This is a genomic window from Candidatus Polarisedimenticolaceae bacterium, assembly GCA_036275915.1.
GTDB lineage: Bacteria > Acidobacteriota > Polarisedimenticolia > Polarisedimenticolales > DASRJG01 > DASRJG01.
The window spans coordinates 347,167-362,631 of record DASUCV010000004.1 but is presented as its reverse complement, the minus strand read 5'-3'; the positions used below and the strand labels follow the sequence as shown (position 1 = coordinate 362,631).

Below are 15,465 nucleotides of genomic sequence, written 5' to 3'. Positions count from 1 at the left end.
CGTGGCCCAGTGGAACCGCGCCGAGAGGACGCTCTACGCGAAGCTCGTCTATTACGGGCCCGCGCTCGGCGGCAAGACGACGAACCTCCGCGTGCTCCACGGGCTGACCGACCCCGACGGGAAGGAGCGGCTGGTCTCGGTCGAGACGGCGGACGACCGCACGCTGTTCTTCGACCTGCTCCCGTTCGAGCTCGGGAGCGTCCTCGGCTACCGGGTCGCCGTGAAGCTCTACACCGTCCCTGGCCAGGTTCGCTACGACACGACCCGCAGGCTCGTTCTCGCCGGCGCGGACGCGGTGGTCTTCGTCGCCGACTCCAATCCGTCCCGTGAGCGGGAGAACCGCGCCGCATGGGACGACCTTCGCCGCAACATGCGGGCGAACGGACTCGACCGCCAGACGACCCCGGTCCTCGTCCAGCTCAACAAGCGCGATCTTGCGGGTGCCGCGGCACCCACCGCGATGGCCGGATGGTTCGGCGTCGACCCGAACGACGTCCGCACGGCGACGGCGGTCCAGGGGCCGGGCGTCCTCGAGACGTTCGTCCCGGCATGCCGCGCCATGATCGAGCGGATCGTCGCGCTGGCGGAGCCGGCGACGCGCCGGACGCTCGACGCGGGAGATCTCGGGATGCAGATCGACCGCGCCTTCGCGCCGCTCATGGCCCGCCTGCCGCGACCCGCTCCCACCGCGGCGGCGCCGGTCGTGCTCGAGGGGGCGGATCTGCTCGAGAACGCGCTCGAGGCCGGCCTCGCGCTCGGCGGCCAGCTCGCCGACGAGCACGGCCGCGCGAGCCGGCTCGCGCGTGAAGCCGACGCCCTCCGAGCCGTCTCCGACGTCGTGCGGAGCACCGGCGCGAGCTTCGATCGCAACGTCGTCGTCGACGCGGCGCTCACCGCGGCGATGGACACACTCGATGCGGCCGCGGCGGCGCTCGTCGTCGTCGCTTCGGGCACGGCGCGCATCCAGGCGAACGTCGGGAGGCCGCTCGATGACCTCGTGTCGAGCCCGGCGGGGGCGGCGCTCGTCGCAAGGATGGCATCGTCGGCCGCGAGCGCCGTCGCCGAGAATCTTCCGGCCGAATGCCCGGCCGCCGCGCAGGCCGCTCCTGGACTTTTGGCGATCGCCGTGGTCCCGGTCGAGGCGTCGCCGAGGACCGGCCTCCTCGTCGCGATGCCGGCTCCCGAACGGACCGTCCATCCCGAGGACGTTCGCTTCCTGGCAACCCTCGCCGCGCATCTCGGCGTCGGCTTGGACAAGGTACGCACGCACGCGGAGCTGCGGCGCCACCACGACCTGCTCGAGCAGGCGGTGCGCGAGCGCACGGCGGAGCTGCGCAAGGCCTACGACGAGCTGCGCTCCGTCGACGCGATGAAGGACCGGTTCCTCTCGAACGTGTCGCACGAGATGCGCTCGCCGCTCACCGCCGTCATCGGCGCGGCGAGCTTCCTGCGCGACTACGACGGCAGGCCGGAGCAGCGCCGCGAGATGGCGGACGCGGTCCTCCACGCCGCCTCGACCCTCAAGGACCTGCTCGACGGCCTGCTCCGCGTCGCCGGGCTCGAGACGGGCGCCGCGGTGGCGGCGGCTCCGGTGCCGCCGGCCGAGCTCTGCGCAGAGGCGCTTCGGATCGCCTGCGCCGAGGGACGCGTCGCCGTCGTCCTCGACCCCTCGATCGGATCGATCTCCGCCGACCGCCGCCTCATCGCGCGCGCCGTCGCCAATCTCATCGACAACGCGATCAAGTTCGGCCCTTCGCAAGGACCGATCGAACTCAAGGTCGGGCCGTGCATGCTCGCGCGGTCCGGCGCGGCCGAGCGCGGCGTCGCGATCTCGGTCCTCGACCGGGGGCCGGGGATCCTCGACGCCGAGGCCGAGCGCATCTTCGTCGCGTTCGAGCAAGGGGGCGATCCGCTCACCGCGAAGCCCGGCGGCGTTGGCCTCGGACTCTACGAAGCGCGCGGCATCGCGCGGCGCCACGGCGGCACGGTGATCCACATTCCGCGCGCCGGGGGAGGCAGCGAGTTTCGGCTTTCCCTTCCGGCCGAGCCCGCGCGCTCGGATGAAGGGCGGAGGGCGGCCGGTGCGTGACGCCGGTGCCGTTCACGTGCTCACGCTGGCGAGCGACCCCGCGCGTCTCCGGGAGACGCGCCGGTTCGTCGGCCGGTGGGCGATGGATGCGGGTCTCGCTCCCGCGCTCGCGCACGAGCTGGCGGTGGCGCTGAGCGAGGTCCTCGCGAACGTCCACCGTCACGCTTATGCGGGGCGGCGCGACGGCCGCATCGACGTCCGGCTCGCGGAGGACGCCGAGCGGATCGTCGTCTCGGTCGTCCACGACGGCGTGCCGTTCGACGCGTCGCGCCTTCCGCCCGCGGATCTCCTGATGCCGCGCGAGGGCGGCTACGGACTCTTTCTCATCGGACGCCTGGTCGACGACGTGTCGTTCGAGGGCGTGGGACGAGGCGGACGGGTGGTTCTCGTCAAGCGACGCTCGTCCGTCGCCGCTCGAACCTGAACTTCAACTCAAGGGGTGGCCATGTCGGAGAAGCGCATGCACGTCGGTTTGGAGGGGGAGCCGGTCCTCCCGGATCTCGCGGAGCTCTGTCGCATCCACGAGATCGGGATCGATCTCATCGAGCGCAGCCACGACGTCGACGAGCTGCTCGATCGCGTCCTCGAGGAGTACGAGAAGCGTCTGTCGGAGCTTCCCGCGGATGCGCTCGATGCCCGCCAGGCGTCGGCCCCTCCCGAGAGCCAGCAGAAGCTCCGGGCGCTCGTCATGTTCGCGACGCAGGCGACCGCGCTTCGCGAGAAGGCGGTCGCCGCGAGCGAGCTCAAGCGGCGCGCCGCCATGCTCGAGGAAGCCAACGGCCGGCTCACCACCGCCCTGGAGGAGGCGGAGCGCGCCCGCGCGCGCCTAGACGGCGTCCTCGCCGCGCTGTCGGCGGGCGTCATGCTGCGAGGTTCCGACGGGACGTTCCTCCGCGCGAACGCCGCCGCGCGCGGCCTCGTCGGGGAGGACGACGATCCGGCGCTCACGCGCCTCATCGCGTCCGGCGTGCCGAAGGAAGGTGAGGCGGAGATCGACCTCCCGATCGCGACCGGCCGCCGGACGCTCCTCGTCGCGCGCCGCGCGATGTCGAAGGACCCCGGAAGCGAGGTCATCCTCGTCACGGACGTCACGCAGCGCAACCACGCCGTCGAGGAGCGCGTTCGCCTCGAGAAGCTCGCCGAGGTCCTGAAGACGCTGTCGGTCCTGAGCCACAAGATCAACAATCCGCTCACGGCGCTCCTGGGTCGCGCGCAGATGCTGCAGGTCAAGAAGGGGACCGACCCCGGCGTCGCCAAGGCGGCTTCGGTCATCGAGGAGTCGTCGCTCAGGATCGCGGATCTCATCCGCGAGCTGGCGCAGGTCGTCAAGGAGGGCCGCCAGGAGGCGCTCGACGACCTCCTCGACATGAGCGGCAAGGCGCTTTCGGGAGGGGCCCGGTCATGAACCTCGCCGTGAAGCAGGAGGGGCGATTCGCGCGCCTCGTCCTCTCGGGCTGCGACGCGATCGATCACGTCAACGCCGCGGCGGTCAAGGCGCAAGCGCTCACGCTTCTCGCCGACGCCACCGACGTCGCCGTCGACCTCTCCGACATCGAGTTCATCGACTCGGCGGGTGTCGGCGTGCTCGTCGCGCTGTTCAAGAACTCACGGCTCAAGGGCGGCCGCGCGCGCTTCTGCGGGCTCCGGCCCGGAGTGCGGAGCGTCCTCGAGATCATCCGCCTCGACCAGATCTTCGAGATCTACGACGACGTCCAGGCCGCGATGCGCGCATGAGCCGTCAACTACCTACTGTCAACTGTTAACTGTCGACTGTCGTCTTCTTTGCAGCACGAACGCGGCGACGAACGCTCCGATGAGCGCGAGGCTCACCGTCGCACCGGGCGGGAGCTGCGCTCGTCCGGCGCCGTAGGCGAGTCCCGGCGCCGCGCCGAGGAGCAGGAAGTTGATCCACGCGTGCATCGACGCGGAGAACCACAGGTTCCGCGTGACGAGCGTGAGGAGTCCGAGCAGGCTGCCGAGCGCGATCGCGAAAACGACCTGGCGAAGACCGTCCGCGAAGCTCGAGGCCGGGCCGAGGTGCTCCATCCCGAACATGAGCGAGGTCATGCCGAGCGCGACCCAGCGCCGAAGCGACGGTGAGGCGAGACCGAGCCTCGGGCCGAGGCGCAGGAGCTCGCCGAGCAGCAGGCCGCGATAGTAGGTCTCCTCCCCGAGGGCGATCGCGGACTGCCCGAGGACGACGACGTTCCAGGGTCCGTACGTGTCCGGCGGGACGATGCCAACGCTCGACCCGGCCGCGCGCGCGACGGCGGCGAGCGCGACGCCCGCGGCGAGGACCGCCGCCGCCGCCGCGGTCGTTCCGGTGACGAGCTTCCATCCCCCGAGGCGTGACGTCACGAACGCCCGCGCCGGTCGCGAGAACGCCGCGAGTGCGACGACGACGAGGATGAGCCCAACACCGCAGATGAGCCGGAACCATGCGTCGGCCGCCTCCGCGGTGAGTGTGTCCGGGGCGAGGAAGACGAAGGCGGGCTGGTAGAAGTTCGACGAGAACCATTTCTCGACGAGGAGCATGAGCATGAGCGGCGTGAGGCTGCCGAGCCGCACGCCGGGCCCCGGGGCGGGGCCGATCTGGCGCTCGCGCAGGGCGACCAGGACCAGGAAGACGACGCACGCGAACAGGAGGCTGCCGACAGCGGGTGCGAGGAACGGCGACGTCGGCGTGAGATCGTGCGACTGGCGGAGGAGCCCCGCGGTGAACATCGCGATCGCGATGAGCAGCCACGCGAGCCAGCGGGGTACCCTCAACGGCGCCGCTCGCGCGGCTCGACGAGAATCGCGAGCCCTCGCTCGTCCGCGAGCCCGCGCGCCATCCGCGGTGTGTTGAAGACCGCTCCCACACGGCCCCGCCGGTCGACGAGGATCACCCCGCCGAAGCCGCCGACCCGCGCCAGGCCGCGGAGCGCGCGCCGGCCGGCCGTGCCGGGCGCGGTGGCGCCGTCGAGCGCGAGCACGGCGTTGTGCGCGAGCGCGGTGCGGAGGATCGCTTCTCCCCAGCCGGTGCAGGAGGCGCCGCCGAGGCGATCGTCGGCGTAGGTTCCGGCGCCGATGATCGGGGAGTCGCCCACGCGTCCGGGCGCCTTGTCCTGCGTGCCGCCGGTCGACGTGCCCGCCGCGATCCGGCCCTTGCGATCACACGCGACGGCGCCGACGGTGCCGTGCGGCCGCGCGCGCGGATGGAACTCCTTCGAGACGAGGCCGGTCTCGCCGGCCCGGATGCGCCTCCAGCGCGCGAGTTCGCGGCCGACGAGGAGCGCCGCGGTCGGCGCCATCTCGGCGCCCGAGGCGCGCGCGAAGCGCGTCGCGCCCGTGCCGACGAGCAGGACGTGCGGCGACTTCTCCTTGACCGCACGCGCGACCGAGATCGGGTGGCGCGCGTTCTTGATGGCGGCGACGGCACCGGCGGTGAGATCGGTGCCGTCCATGATCGAGGCGTCCATCTCCAGCTCGCCTGCGCGGTTCAAGTGCGAGCCGCGCCCGGCGTTGAAGGTGGGGTCGTCCTCGAGAAGGCGAATCACCATCTCCACGACATCGATCGCCGAGCGGCCGCGCCTGAGCGCCTCCCACCCGGACAGGAGCGGTGCGCGCAGCCCCTCGCGATGAACAAGGACGCCGTCGTCCGGGATGTTCCACGCGCCGCCGTGGATGGCCAAGCCCAGCGCCAACGTCGCCTCTGGCGGAAGCGCGTGGGAGTCGAACCCACCCCGGACGGAGAACCGCCCGACACGCGGTTTTGAAGACCGGGAGGGCCACCGGGCCCCATCCGCTTCCGTGAAAAACACGCGAGCCGTCGCCCACGTGCGGCCGGGTAGACTAAAGGCGCGCGCGGAAGATCGTCAAGCGCATGCGCGTTTCTTGACGCCCCGAGGAGCGTGGTGACAGAATGCCGCCCTTGGCGTCGGGGCTGTAGCTCAGCTGGGAGAGCGCATGACTGGCAGTCATGAGGTCAGGGGTTCGATCCCCCTCAGCTCCACCATCCTTTGACGCCAGGCGAGGCGGCGCCGTTCTCCCCCGAGAACTTTCGAGGTCCCGCCGCGTACTCGGAGATGCCGCGGACGTGAGATCGCGGAAAAGGATCGCATGAACAACAAGCGACTCGTCGGCCTTCTCGCGATCATCGCGGCCCTGGGCTTCCTCGGGCTCTGCGCGGTCGTCATGCTGTCCTTCTTCGGCGGTTTCGGCGGCGTCAGCGTGCCGGGCAAGATCCTGCTCGAGGCGGATTTCGAGCAGACGATCGAGGAGTACGTCGCCGAAGAGCCCATCTCGAAGGCGTTCGGCGGCGAGCAGCCGACCACCCGCGACGTCGTCGATGCGCTCGATCGCGCCGCGAAGGACGATCGCGTCGTGGGTCTCGTGGCGCGGGTCGGCGCGGCGCCGATGGGCCTCGCGCAGATCCAGGAGATCCGTGACGCCGTGCTCCGCTTCCGCAAGGCGGGAAAGCCCGCGGTGGCGTGGAGCGAGACGTTCGGAGAATTCGGCGCGGGAAACGGCGCCTACTACCTCGCGAGCGCGTTCGACACGATCTACCTGCAGCCTTCGGGCGACGTAGGCTTGACCGGCCTCATGTACGAATCGCCGTTCATCCGGGGGATGCTCGACAAGCTCGACGTCGTCCCGCGCATGGATCATCGCTACGAGTACAAGAACGCGATGAACATGTACACGGAGAAGAAGTTCACCGACCCTCATCGCGAGGCGATGAAGGTCCTCATGGATTCCCAGTTCGGTCAGATCGTGAGCGGAATCGCGGAGGGGCGGAAGCTCTCGCCGGACAAGGTGCGCGCCACGTTCGACGCCGGCCCTTATCTCGGACAGCAGGCGGTCGACGCGAAGCTCGTCGACGGACTCCAGTACCGGGACGAGGTCTACGCCACGGTCAAGAAACAGGCGGGAGACGCGGCGAAGCTCCTCTACCTCGACAAGTACCTCGAGCGGGCCGGCCGGCCTCATGCAAAGGGTGCCAAGATCGCGCTCGTCTACGGGGTCGGAGCCGTGCAGCGCGGGGGCGGCGGCTTCAGCCCGATCTCCGGAAGCGCCATGGGCTCGGACACCGTGTCGGCCGCCCTCCGTGCGGCCCGCGAGGACGACGACGTCAAGGCGATCGTCTTCCGCGTCGACAGCCCGGGCGGCTCCTACGTCGCCTCGGACACGATCTGGCGCGAGACGCAGCTCTGCCGCGAGGCGGGCAAGCCGGTCATCGTCACGATGGGCAACCTCGCCGGATCGGGCGGCTACTTCGTCGCCATGGGCGCCGACAAGATCGTCGCGCAGCCCGGAACGATCACCGCGTCGATCGGCGTCCTCGGAGGGAAGATGCTGACGACCGGCTTCTGGGACCGGCTCGGCATCACGTGGGACGAGGTCCACACGTCTGCGAACGGCACCATGTTCACCGGCACGTCCGATTACACGCCGCAGGAATGGGACAAGTTCCAGCAGTGGCTCGACCGCGTCTACGTCGACTTCACGAGCAAGGTCGCGAAGGGTCGCAACCTTCCCAAGGCGAAGGTGCTCGAGATCGCGAAGGGCCGGATCTGGACCGGACAGGATGCGAAGGGGCTCGGTCTCGTCGATGCGCTCGGCGGATTCGACGTCGCTCTCGGCCTGGCGAAGGAAGCCGCGAAGATCCCGGCGGACCAGGACGTGAACGTCGTCCTCTTCCCGAAGAAGAAATCCTTCTTCGAGATGTTCTCGCGCGAGACCCCGGACAACAGCGAGAACGAGACGGCGCTCAAGCTCGCCGTCGAGATCGCGCGCGAGCTGCGGCCTGCGCTCGCCGTCCTGCGGCAGGCGGGCCTCGACGCGCGGCCCCCGGGAGTCCTCTCGATGCCGCCGGTCGTTTCCGAGCCGTAAGCTGGCCCCTCCGCTCGCACTCTCCGTCACGATCGTCACGCGGGACGAGGAGCGCAACCTCGCGCGCTGCCTTACGAGCGTCGCCTGGGCCGAGGACGTCGTCGTCGTCGATTCCGGGTCGACCGATCGCACGGGTGCGATCGCCGTCGCTCTGGGAGCGCGGTTCGTGGTTCATCCGTGGCCGGGCTACGCCGCGCAGAAGAACCACGCGGCCTCCCTAGCGCGCCACGAGTGGGTGCTCAGCCTCGACGCCGACGAGTGGCTCGAGAGCGAGGCCGAAGCGGAGATCCGCGCGGTGCTGAGCGCGCCCGCGCACGCCGCGTACGCGTTCCGCCGGCTCTCCGCGTTCTCGGGCGGCTTCGTTCCCCACGCGTGGTCTCCCGACCGCCAGGTTCGCCTCTATCGCAAGGAGGTCGCACGGTTCGGAGGCGGCCACGTTCACGAATCGGTCCGCCTCGATCCCGGGGCGACCGTGGGCCGTCTCGCGAGCCCGCTCCTCCATCTCACCCACCGCGACGTCGACGCGCAGGTCGCGCGCTTGAACGACTACAGCGCGCTCGCGTCGCGCACGGCGTTCGAGGCGGGCGAGCGGTTCCGGCTGGGTCGCACGCTCTTCGGACCGGTCGCGGCTTTCGTGAAGAGCTATCTCATCAAAGCGGGGATGCTCGACGGGATGCGCGGCCTGATCGTCGCCGTCAACCACGCGCACTACGTCTTTCTCAAGGGGGCGAAGCTCTGGGACCGGCGACGCCCGAAGGACCCGGAGTTCGAGCGGCGCGTGCCGAAGACCTCGGAGGACCCTGACCCCGGCGCGCCCTATTCGGGGTAGAGCAGGAACCGGCGCCGCTCCGCGTCGAACCTCGCGAGGCCGTCACGCCACGCCGCCGTCATCTCGGAGAGCGGCGCGCCGGCCTCGATCATCGGCCTCAGGTCGGCCCGGCCGAGCAGGAGGTCGATCGCGAGGCGGTCGGTGACGAACTCGTACGCTTCCCGTCTCCAGTCGAACGGCCCGTCGGCGAGGCGCCTCATCTCGCGGAGGAGCACGAGGTAGACCGCGAACGGGCGGACCCGCTCCGGGTCGGTCACGTGGACCTGCACCCCGCCGCAGCTCCGCGCCGCGTGCTTGCCGAACATCGGACGGAAGGTGGCGGCGCGGAAGAGAACGCCGTCGAGTCCTTCCTGGTCGGCCGCTTGGCCCAGGGCCTCCGCAGCCGCCGCAGGCTCGAGCCACGGAGCGCCGACGAGCTCGAACGGTCGCGTCGTTCCGCGACCCTCGGAGAGGTTCGTCCCCTCGACGAGACAGCCGCCCGGATAGACGAGCGCGGTGTCCGGCGTCGGCATGTTCGGGGACGGCAGGACCCAAGGGAGGCCCGTCGCGTCGAAACGAAGTCGCCGGCTCCAACCGGACAGGCGCACGACGCGGAGGTCGCCCCCCACGCCGAAAGAATCGCGCATCATGAGCGCCAGCTCGCCGGTCGTCATGCCGTGACGCACGGGAATCGGGAACCGTCCGACGAACGAGGCGAACGCGGGCTCGAGGATCGGTCCTTCGATCTCGACGCCGCCGATCGGATTCGGCCGGTCGAGCACGACGACCGGGATCCCCGCCTCGCGCGCGGCCTCCATGACGTACGAGAGGGTGACGACGAAGGTGTAGAAGCGCGTCCCGATGTCCTGCAGGTCGTACACGATCGCATCGAGCCCGCGCAGGTGCTCGGCGCGCGGACGCAGCGACGCCTCATCGCGTCCGTACAAGCTGACGACCGGCAGCCCGGTCGTGCGGTCGACGGGCTCCTGCACCGCTTCCATGTCCTGCGCTTCGCCGCGGATGCCGTGCTCCGGACCGAAGAGGCGGACGATCCGGAAGCGGCCGTCCCGCGCGAGGCGGTCGACGAGATGACGGCCGCCGGCGTCGATCGACGCGGGGTGGGCGACGACTCCCAAGGCGGCCCCGCGGGCGAGGCCCGCGGTATCTCCCGCAGGGTCGAGGAACGCCTCCAGCCCGGTCCGCACGCGCGTCATGGGGAATCTCCGCGAGCGCGCATCATACAATTCCGGCATGACCTACTTCTGTCTCGACTGCGAAGCCTCGGGCCCGGTCCCGCCGCTGTACAACCTCCTGTCGATCGGCGTCACCGTCGTACGCCCGTCGGACGGCCGCCACGTGCTGGGGCGCTCGTTCTACGTCGAGCTCCAGCCGATCTTCGCGGGCTTCGATCCCGGCGCGATGGCGGTCTGCGGCCTGGACGCGGCGCGGCTCGCGCGCGAAGGGCTCCCCCCCGAGCAGGCGCTCCGCCGCCTCACCGCGTTCGTCAAGGAGGAGAACGCGGGAAGCGCCGACCGGCCGTGCTTCGTCGGCCACAACGCGGTCTTCGACTGGACGTACATCGCGTACTACTACGCGCACTTCGGCCAGGACAACCCGTTCGGCTACAAGGGCCTCGACACGAAGAGCCTCGCCATGGGCCGGCTCGGGATCGGCTGGAACGACACCTCCAAGGAAAACCTCGAGCGCGTGCTCGCCTTGCCGCCGCAGGACGCCGCACTGCTGCACCGCGCCGACTACGATGCGCACTACCAGGCGCTCATCCTTCAAGCGCTCCTCGACCGCGCGCCGGCTTCTTGACAGGCCGGGGGACGGGGCTTAGTCTCACCGGCTCTTCAAGCGCCGCCCGTCGGAGACCGCCAGCTTGTCGCGCCCATCCATCGGCAGCGGGGCCTGGGTCGCCCCGAACGCCACGCTGACCGGCAGCGTGGCGCTCGGAGACTTCGCTTCGATCTGGTACGGGTGCGTCCTCAGAGGCGATCTCGAGCCGATCGCGATCGGCGACGAGACGAACGTCCAGGATCTAACGGTCGTCCACGTCGATCACAGATGCCCGGTCACGATCGGCCGCCGCGTCACGATCGGCCATCGCGCGGTCGTGCACGGATGCACGATCGACGACGAAGCGGTCGTCGGCATGGGCGCCGTCCTCCTCTCCGGGAGCCGCATCGGCGCCGGAGCGCTCGTCGCGGCGGGAGCGGTCGTGCGGGAAGGCTTCACGGTCCCGCCGGGTGCGGTGGCCGCCGGCGTTCCCGCGGTCCTCAGGGGCAAGGTCGACGACGCGCTGCGCGCACGCTTCCGCGAGGGCGTAGAGAGCTATCTGCGTCTCGCCGCACGGGCCCGGGAGGGCGGATGATCAGCCCTACGGAACACCGGGCGTTCGCGGACCTCGTCGAGCGCGCGCGAGTGTTCGTCCTCGTGACGCACTTGAACCCGGACGGTGACGCGATCGGCTCGCAGGTCGGCCTCGGCCGGTACCTTCAGTCCATCGGCCGCGAGGTCCGCCTGATCAACCAGGACGCCACCCCGAAGGAGCTCGCGTTCCTCGAGTTCGACGGACCGGCGGGGGAGGCCTACGACCCCGCGCGGCACGACGGTTTCCTCGACGCTGCCGACGCGATCGTCCTCGTCGACAACTCGGCGCCGGATCGCCTGGGCCGGATGGAGGCGCCGGCGCTCGCGCGCGTCGCGAAGACGTTCTGCATCGACCATCACCCGTCGCGCGAGACGCCGTGGGCGGAGAACGTCATCGATACGACCGCGGCTGCCACCGCGCTCCTCGTCTACGAGCTGCTCCGCGCCCGCGAGTACACCCCCGATCGCGCGGCGGCGGACGCGCTCTACTCCGGGCTCGCGACCGACACCGGCTTCTTCCGCTTCAACTCGACGTCGCCGCGCGCCCTGCGCGTGGCGGCCGATCTGCTCGAGCTGGGCGCCGATCCGACCCGGTGCTACCGAGAGGTCTTCGAGCGCAACTCTCCCGCGTACACGCGCCTCCTCGGCCGGGCGCTCGCCGGACTCTCGCTCTCGGACGACGGGCGCGTCGGGAGCGTCGCCGTCACCCTCGCGATGGTCGAGGCGTGCGGTGCCGCGGGCGTCGACACCTCCGAGGTGACGACGCCGGTCCTCGCGGTCGACGGCGTCCGCTTGGCGATCCTCTTCCGCGAGCTGCCCGAGGGGAAGGTCAAGGTGTCCTTGCGGTCCAAGGGCGCGATCGACGTGCAACAGCTCGCCGCGGAGTTCGGCGGCGGCGGCCACCGGAACGCGTCGGGGATCGTGTTGCCCGGCCGCTTCGACGACGTCGTGAAGACGCTGACGGCGCGGGCGGCGTCGCTCGCCGCGGCCGCGCTTTGACGGTCCGCGTCCTCTGGTTCGCGTCGCTCCGCGACCGGACGGGATCCCGCGAGGAGACGCTCGAGATCCAGCCGACGGACGACGTGGAGGCCCTGTGGCATCGTCTCACCGCGCTCCATCCGCGCCTGCGCGACGTGACGGTGCGGCCTCTGGTCGCGTGCGATCGTGCCTACGCGGCGTGGGACCGGCCGCTTCAGGGCGTGCGCGAGGTCGCCTTCCTCCCGCCGGTCAGCGGAGGCTGACGTGGTCCACCTGCAGGACGGTCCGATCGACGTCGCCGCGATGACCGCCGCGATTCGAGGCGACGGCGACGGCGCGATCGCGCTCTTCCTGGGCACCGTGCGCGACACGAACGCCGGGCGCCGCGTCCTGTTCCTCGAGTACGAGGCCTATCCCGAGATGGCCCAGCAGGAGATGGCGAAGATCGTCGCCGACGCGCGCGCCCGCTTCCCGGTCACTTCGATCGAGGTCGCCCACCGGCTCGGGAGGCTCGAGATCGGCGAGGTCTCGGTCGCGGTGGCGGTCGCGTCACCTCATCGCGCCGCCGCGATCGATGCGTGCCGGTTCGTCATCGACACGCTCAAGGCGACGGTACCGATCTGGAAGCGCGAGCACTTCGAGGGCGGGGTGGTCTGGATCGAGGGCGACGGATCCCGCTAGTCGAGGTCGAGCTCGGCCATCTCCTCTTCTGCGAAGCCCAGGTAGTGCGCGAGCTCGTGGTGGAGCGTGCGCGCGATCTCTCGTCTCAGCTCGCCCTCGTCCGCGGCGAAGCGCTCGAGGTTGCGCTGGAAGAGGAAGATGCGCGGGGGCGACTCGAGGCCCGACGATGCGAAGGAGCGCTCCGGGAGCGCCGTCCCGACGAAGAGGCCGAGCAGCTCGGGGTCGAGCGGCTCGCCTTCGCCGAGCAGGACCTCGGTGGCGGGAAGATCGTCGACGAGCACCGCGACCTCCGCCAGACGCTCCCGGAACTCCTCGGGGAGCATCGCACCGGCGCGGAGGACGATCCCGTCGAATGCGGCGCGCGACAGCCTCACGGGGCGGACGAAGCGCTCGGGGTCGGCTGCGGCCGCCTCGGCGAACGCCGCGTCGGCGACATCGAGCCGGCCTTCGCGCTCGGCGACGAGCCCGAGGACGACGCGCGCGTCGGCGATCGACGCATCCGCCTCGAGCGCGCGGGCGGCATCGGTCTTTGCCTCATCGAAGCGGCACAGCGCGAAGCGCGCCTGCGCGCGGGCGGTCCTGAACTCCGGATCGTCCGGGTCGAGGTCGAGCGCTCGCGTCAGCTCGCGGTCCGCGTCCTGGAGGTGCTCCATCTCGAGGAGCGCGATGCCGGCGAGGTACCGGAGCACGGGGTCGTCGGGTGCCTCGTGGAGCGCCATCCGTGCGGCGGCGAGCGCGCGCTGAGGCTCGCCGGCGTCGAGGGCGTCGTAGATCTCCTCGACCAGCGTCTCGTCGTCGTCGTGCTTGCCGCTCATGGGGAGCCGCGCATGCTACCATGCGGCGCCGATGCCGCATCAAACTCGAAACGACGTCCGCAACCTCGCCATCATCGCCCACGTCGACCACGGCAAGACGACGCTCGTCGACGCCTTGCTCTGGCAGAGCGGGATCTTCCGCGATAACGAGTACGTCGCCGAGCGGGTCATGGACTCGATCGACCTCGAGCGGGAGAAGGGCATCACGATCATGGCCAAGAACACGGCCATCCTCTACCGCGGCACGAAGATCAACATCGTCGATACGCCCGGCCACGCGGACTTCGGCGGAGAGGTCGAGCGGACGCTCAAGATGGTCGACGGCGTCATGCTGCTCGTCGACGCTTCGGAGGGTCCGCTCCCGCAGACACGGTTCGTGCTCCGGAAGGCGCTCGAGTCGGGGCTCTCGCCGATCGTCGTCGTCAACAAGATCGACCGTTCCGACGCGCGGCCGAAGGAAGTCCTGAACGAGGTCTACGACCTCTTCATCGACCTCGACGCCACCGAAGACCAGCTCGATTTCCCCGTGCTCTACGCGAACGCGAGGCGGGGGATCATCCGCCGGTCGCCCGACGGTCCCGACGAGCCGCTGACGCCGCTGTTCGAGGAGATCTTGAAGACGGTCCCGCCCCCGAAGTTCGACGACGTGATGCCGCTCCAGCTCCTCGTCACGACCCTCGACTACAACGATTACGTGGGGCGTCTCGCGATCGGCCGCGTCTTCAACGGCCGGATCCGCCGCGGCAAGGACTACGGCCACTGCCGCATCGACGGGAGCGTGACGCGGACGCGCGTGACGGCGCTCTACGGCTACGAGGGCCTGAAGCGCGTCGAGATCGAAGAAGCGGGGCCGGGCGACATCGTCGCGGTCGCGGGGCTCGAGAGCGTGACGATCGGCGAGACCCTCTCGGACGCGGAGACGCCGGTGCCTCTTCCGCCGATCACCGTCGACGAGCCGACGATCGCCATGGTCGTCTCGGCGAACGACTCGCCGCTCGCCGGGCTCGAAGGGCAGTTCGTCACCTCGCGCAAGCTGCGCGAGCGGCTCTGGAAGGAGATTCTGACGAACGTCTCGATCCGCGTCGAGGAGACCGACTCGCCCGACGCCTTCAAGGTGTCGGGCCGCGGCGAGCTGCAGCTCGCGATTCTCATCGAGATGATGAGGCGCGAAGGCTACGAGATGTCGGTCGGGAAGCCCGAGATCGTCACAAAGGAGATCGACGGGACGACGAACGAGCCGCTCGAGCAGCTCGTCGTCGATTGCCCGGAGACGTTCGTCGGCGTCGTGACGCAGAAGGTCGGGTCGCGCAAGGGCCGGATGTCGCGGATGATCAACCACGGCACCGGGCGCGTCCGCATGGAGTTCCGGATCCCGTCGCGCGGGCTCCTCGGATTTCGGACGGAGTTCCTGTCCGATACGCGCGGGACCGGGATCATGAACCACCTCTTCGACGGCTACGTTCCGTGGCAGGGCGACATCCCCTCGCGCGCGACGGGCGCGCTCGTCTCCGACCGCCCCGGACGCTCGACCGCCCATGCGATCGAGCATCTCCAGGAGCGAGGGACCATGTTCATCTCGCCCGGAGACCAGGTCTACGAGGGGATGGTCATCGGTGAGAACGCCCGTGCGAACGACCTCGACGTCAACATCACGAAAGAGAAGAAGCTCACGAACATGCGAGCCTCCGGCTCCGACGACGCGGTGCGCCTCGTGCCGCCGCGGACGATGAGCCTCGAGCAGGCCTTGGAGTTCATCAAGGACGACGAGCTCGTCGAGGTGACCCCGAAGGCCTTCCGCCTGCGCAAGCGCGTCCTCGCCATGGTGCGACGGGCCCGCAAGAGCTGAG

The 15,465-nt window shown here is 70.4% G+C and carries 16 protein-coding genes and 2 tRNA genes; 13 read left to right on the top strand and 5 right to left on the bottom strand.

The window, feature by feature from the left end:
* Nucleotide 1 precedes the first annotated feature (1 nt).
* From VFV19_03805 to VFV19_03790, 4 genes are read left to right on the top strand one after another with little or no spacing between them, the layout of a single operon-like run.
* Nucleotides 2-2,089 carry an ATP-binding protein gene (locus VFV19_03805; GenBank protein HEX4823412.1) on the top strand — a complete coding sequence of 696 codons (2,088 nt, stop codon included), beginning with the start codon at nt 2-4 and terminating at the stop codon, nt 2,087-2,089.
* On the top strand, nt 2,082-2,513 hold the full coding sequence (locus VFV19_03800) for an ATP-binding protein (protein ID HEX4823411.1): 432 nt from the start codon (nt 2,082-2,084) through the stop codon (nt 2,511-2,513). Before VFV19_03805 ends, VFV19_03800 begins: the two co-directional genes overlap by 8 nt.
* A gap of 36 nt (nt 2,514-2,549) precedes the next feature.
* Nucleotides 2,550-3,494, top strand: a complete 945-nt coding sequence (locus tag VFV19_03795; protein ID HEX4823410.1) for a histidine kinase dimerization/phospho-acceptor domain-containing protein — start codon at nt 2,550-2,552, stop codon at nt 3,492-3,494.
* Complete coding sequence (locus VFV19_03790) at nt 3,491-3,823, top strand: STAS domain-containing protein (protein HEX4823409.1); 333 nt, start codon at nt 3,491-3,493, stop codon at nt 3,821-3,823. Before VFV19_03795 ends, VFV19_03790 begins: the two co-directional genes overlap by 4 nt.
* 18 nt (nt 3,824-3,841) lie before the next feature.
* Here VFV19_03790 and VFV19_03785 read toward each other — a convergent pair whose 3' ends face one another.
* The 3 genes from VFV19_03785 to VFV19_03775 form a co-directional block, all read right to left on the bottom strand.
* Nucleotides 3,842-4,858: a CPBP family glutamic-type intramembrane protease gene (locus VFV19_03785; protein HEX4823408.1), complete on the bottom strand. Its 1,017-nt coding sequence runs from the start codon at nt 4,856-4,858 to the stop codon at nt 3,842-3,844.
* Nucleotides 4,855-5,775 carry an isoaspartyl peptidase/L-asparaginase gene (locus VFV19_03780; GenBank protein HEX4823407.1) on the bottom strand — a complete coding sequence of 307 codons (921 nt, stop codon included), beginning with the start codon at nt 5,773-5,775 and terminating at the stop codon, nt 4,855-4,857. Before VFV19_03780 ends, VFV19_03785 begins: the two co-directional genes overlap by 4 nt.
* A 9-nt stretch (nt 5,776-5,784) precedes the next feature.
* A tRNA-Sec gene (locus VFV19_03775) sits at nt 5,785-5,881 on the bottom strand.
* Nucleotides 5,882-6,010: 129 nt separating this feature from the next.
* Between VFV19_03775 and VFV19_03770 the strand changes: the two genes are divergently transcribed.
* From VFV19_03770 to VFV19_03760, 3 genes are all read left to right on the top strand, one after another.
* A tRNA-Ala gene (locus VFV19_03770) sits at nt 6,011-6,086 on the top strand.
* Nucleotides 6,087-6,190: 104 nt separating this feature from the next.
* Complete coding sequence (gene sppA / locus VFV19_03765; protein ID HEX4823406.1) at nt 6,191-7,963, top strand: signal peptide peptidase SppA; 1,773 nt, start codon at nt 6,191-6,193, stop codon at nt 7,961-7,963.
* Nucleotides 7,878-8,792 carry a glycosyltransferase family 2 protein gene (locus VFV19_03760; GenBank protein ID HEX4823405.1) on the top strand — a complete coding sequence of 305 codons (915 nt, stop codon included), beginning with the start codon at nt 7,878-7,880 and terminating at the stop codon, nt 8,790-8,792. Before sppA ends, VFV19_03760 begins: the two co-directional genes overlap by 86 nt.
* Here the strand turns inward: VFV19_03760 and VFV19_03755 are convergent.
* Nucleotides 8,780-9,985, bottom strand: coding sequence for a DUF1343 domain-containing protein (locus VFV19_03755; GenBank protein ID HEX4823404.1), 1,206 nt, complete (start codon nt 9,983-9,985; stop codon nt 8,780-8,782). The two genes, VFV19_03760 and VFV19_03755, sit on opposite strands and share 13 nt — an antisense overlap.
* A 37-nt stretch (nt 9,986-10,022) precedes the next feature.
* On the opposite strand from VFV19_03755, the gene VFV19_03750 reads away from it, so the two are divergent.
* The 5 genes from VFV19_03750 to VFV19_03730 all read left to right on the top strand — a co-directional run bounded on the left by VFV19_03750 (nt 10,023) and on the right by VFV19_03730 (nt 12,803).
* Entirely contained in the window at nt 10,023-10,589 is a 567-nt protein-coding gene (locus VFV19_03750) for a 3'-5' exonuclease (GenBank protein HEX4823403.1), read from the top strand.
* 64 nt (nt 10,590-10,653) lie between these two features.
* On the top strand, nt 10,654-11,145 hold the full coding sequence (locus VFV19_03745; GenBank protein ID HEX4823402.1) for a gamma carbonic anhydrase family protein: 492 nt from the start codon (nt 10,654-10,656) through the stop codon (nt 11,143-11,145).
* A complete protein-coding gene (locus VFV19_03740) occupies nt 11,142-12,143 on the top strand; it encodes a bifunctional oligoribonuclease/PAP phosphatase NrnA (GenBank protein ID HEX4823401.1) in 1,002 nt (333 codons plus the stop codon). Before VFV19_03745 ends, VFV19_03740 begins: the two co-directional genes overlap by 4 nt.
* A complete protein-coding gene (locus VFV19_03735) occupies nt 12,140-12,385 on the top strand; it encodes a MoaD/ThiS family protein (GenBank protein ID HEX4823400.1) in 246 nt (81 codons plus the stop codon). Before VFV19_03740 ends, VFV19_03735 begins: the two co-directional genes overlap by 4 nt.
* A gap of 1 nt (nt 12,386) precedes the next feature.
* On the top strand, nt 12,387-12,803 hold the full coding sequence (locus VFV19_03730) for a molybdenum cofactor biosynthesis protein MoaE (GenBank protein ID HEX4823399.1): 417 nt from the start codon (nt 12,387-12,389) through the stop codon (nt 12,801-12,803).
* Here the strand turns inward: VFV19_03730 and VFV19_03725 are convergent.
* Nucleotides 12,800-13,618 (bottom strand): metallopeptidase family protein, encoded by an 819-nt coding sequence (locus VFV19_03725; GenBank protein HEX4823398.1) that lies wholly within the window; start codon nt 13,616-13,618, stop codon nt 12,800-12,802. The two genes, VFV19_03730 and VFV19_03725, sit on opposite strands and share 4 nt — an antisense overlap.
* Nucleotides 13,619-13,649: 31 nt before the next feature.
* Between VFV19_03725 and typA the strand changes: the two genes are divergently transcribed.
* On the top strand, nt 13,650-15,464 hold the full coding sequence (gene typA, locus VFV19_03720; GenBank protein ID HEX4823397.1) for a translational GTPase TypA: 1,815 nt from the start codon (nt 13,650-13,652) through the stop codon (nt 15,462-15,464).
* The last annotated feature ends 1 nt before the right edge of the window (nt 15,465 follow it).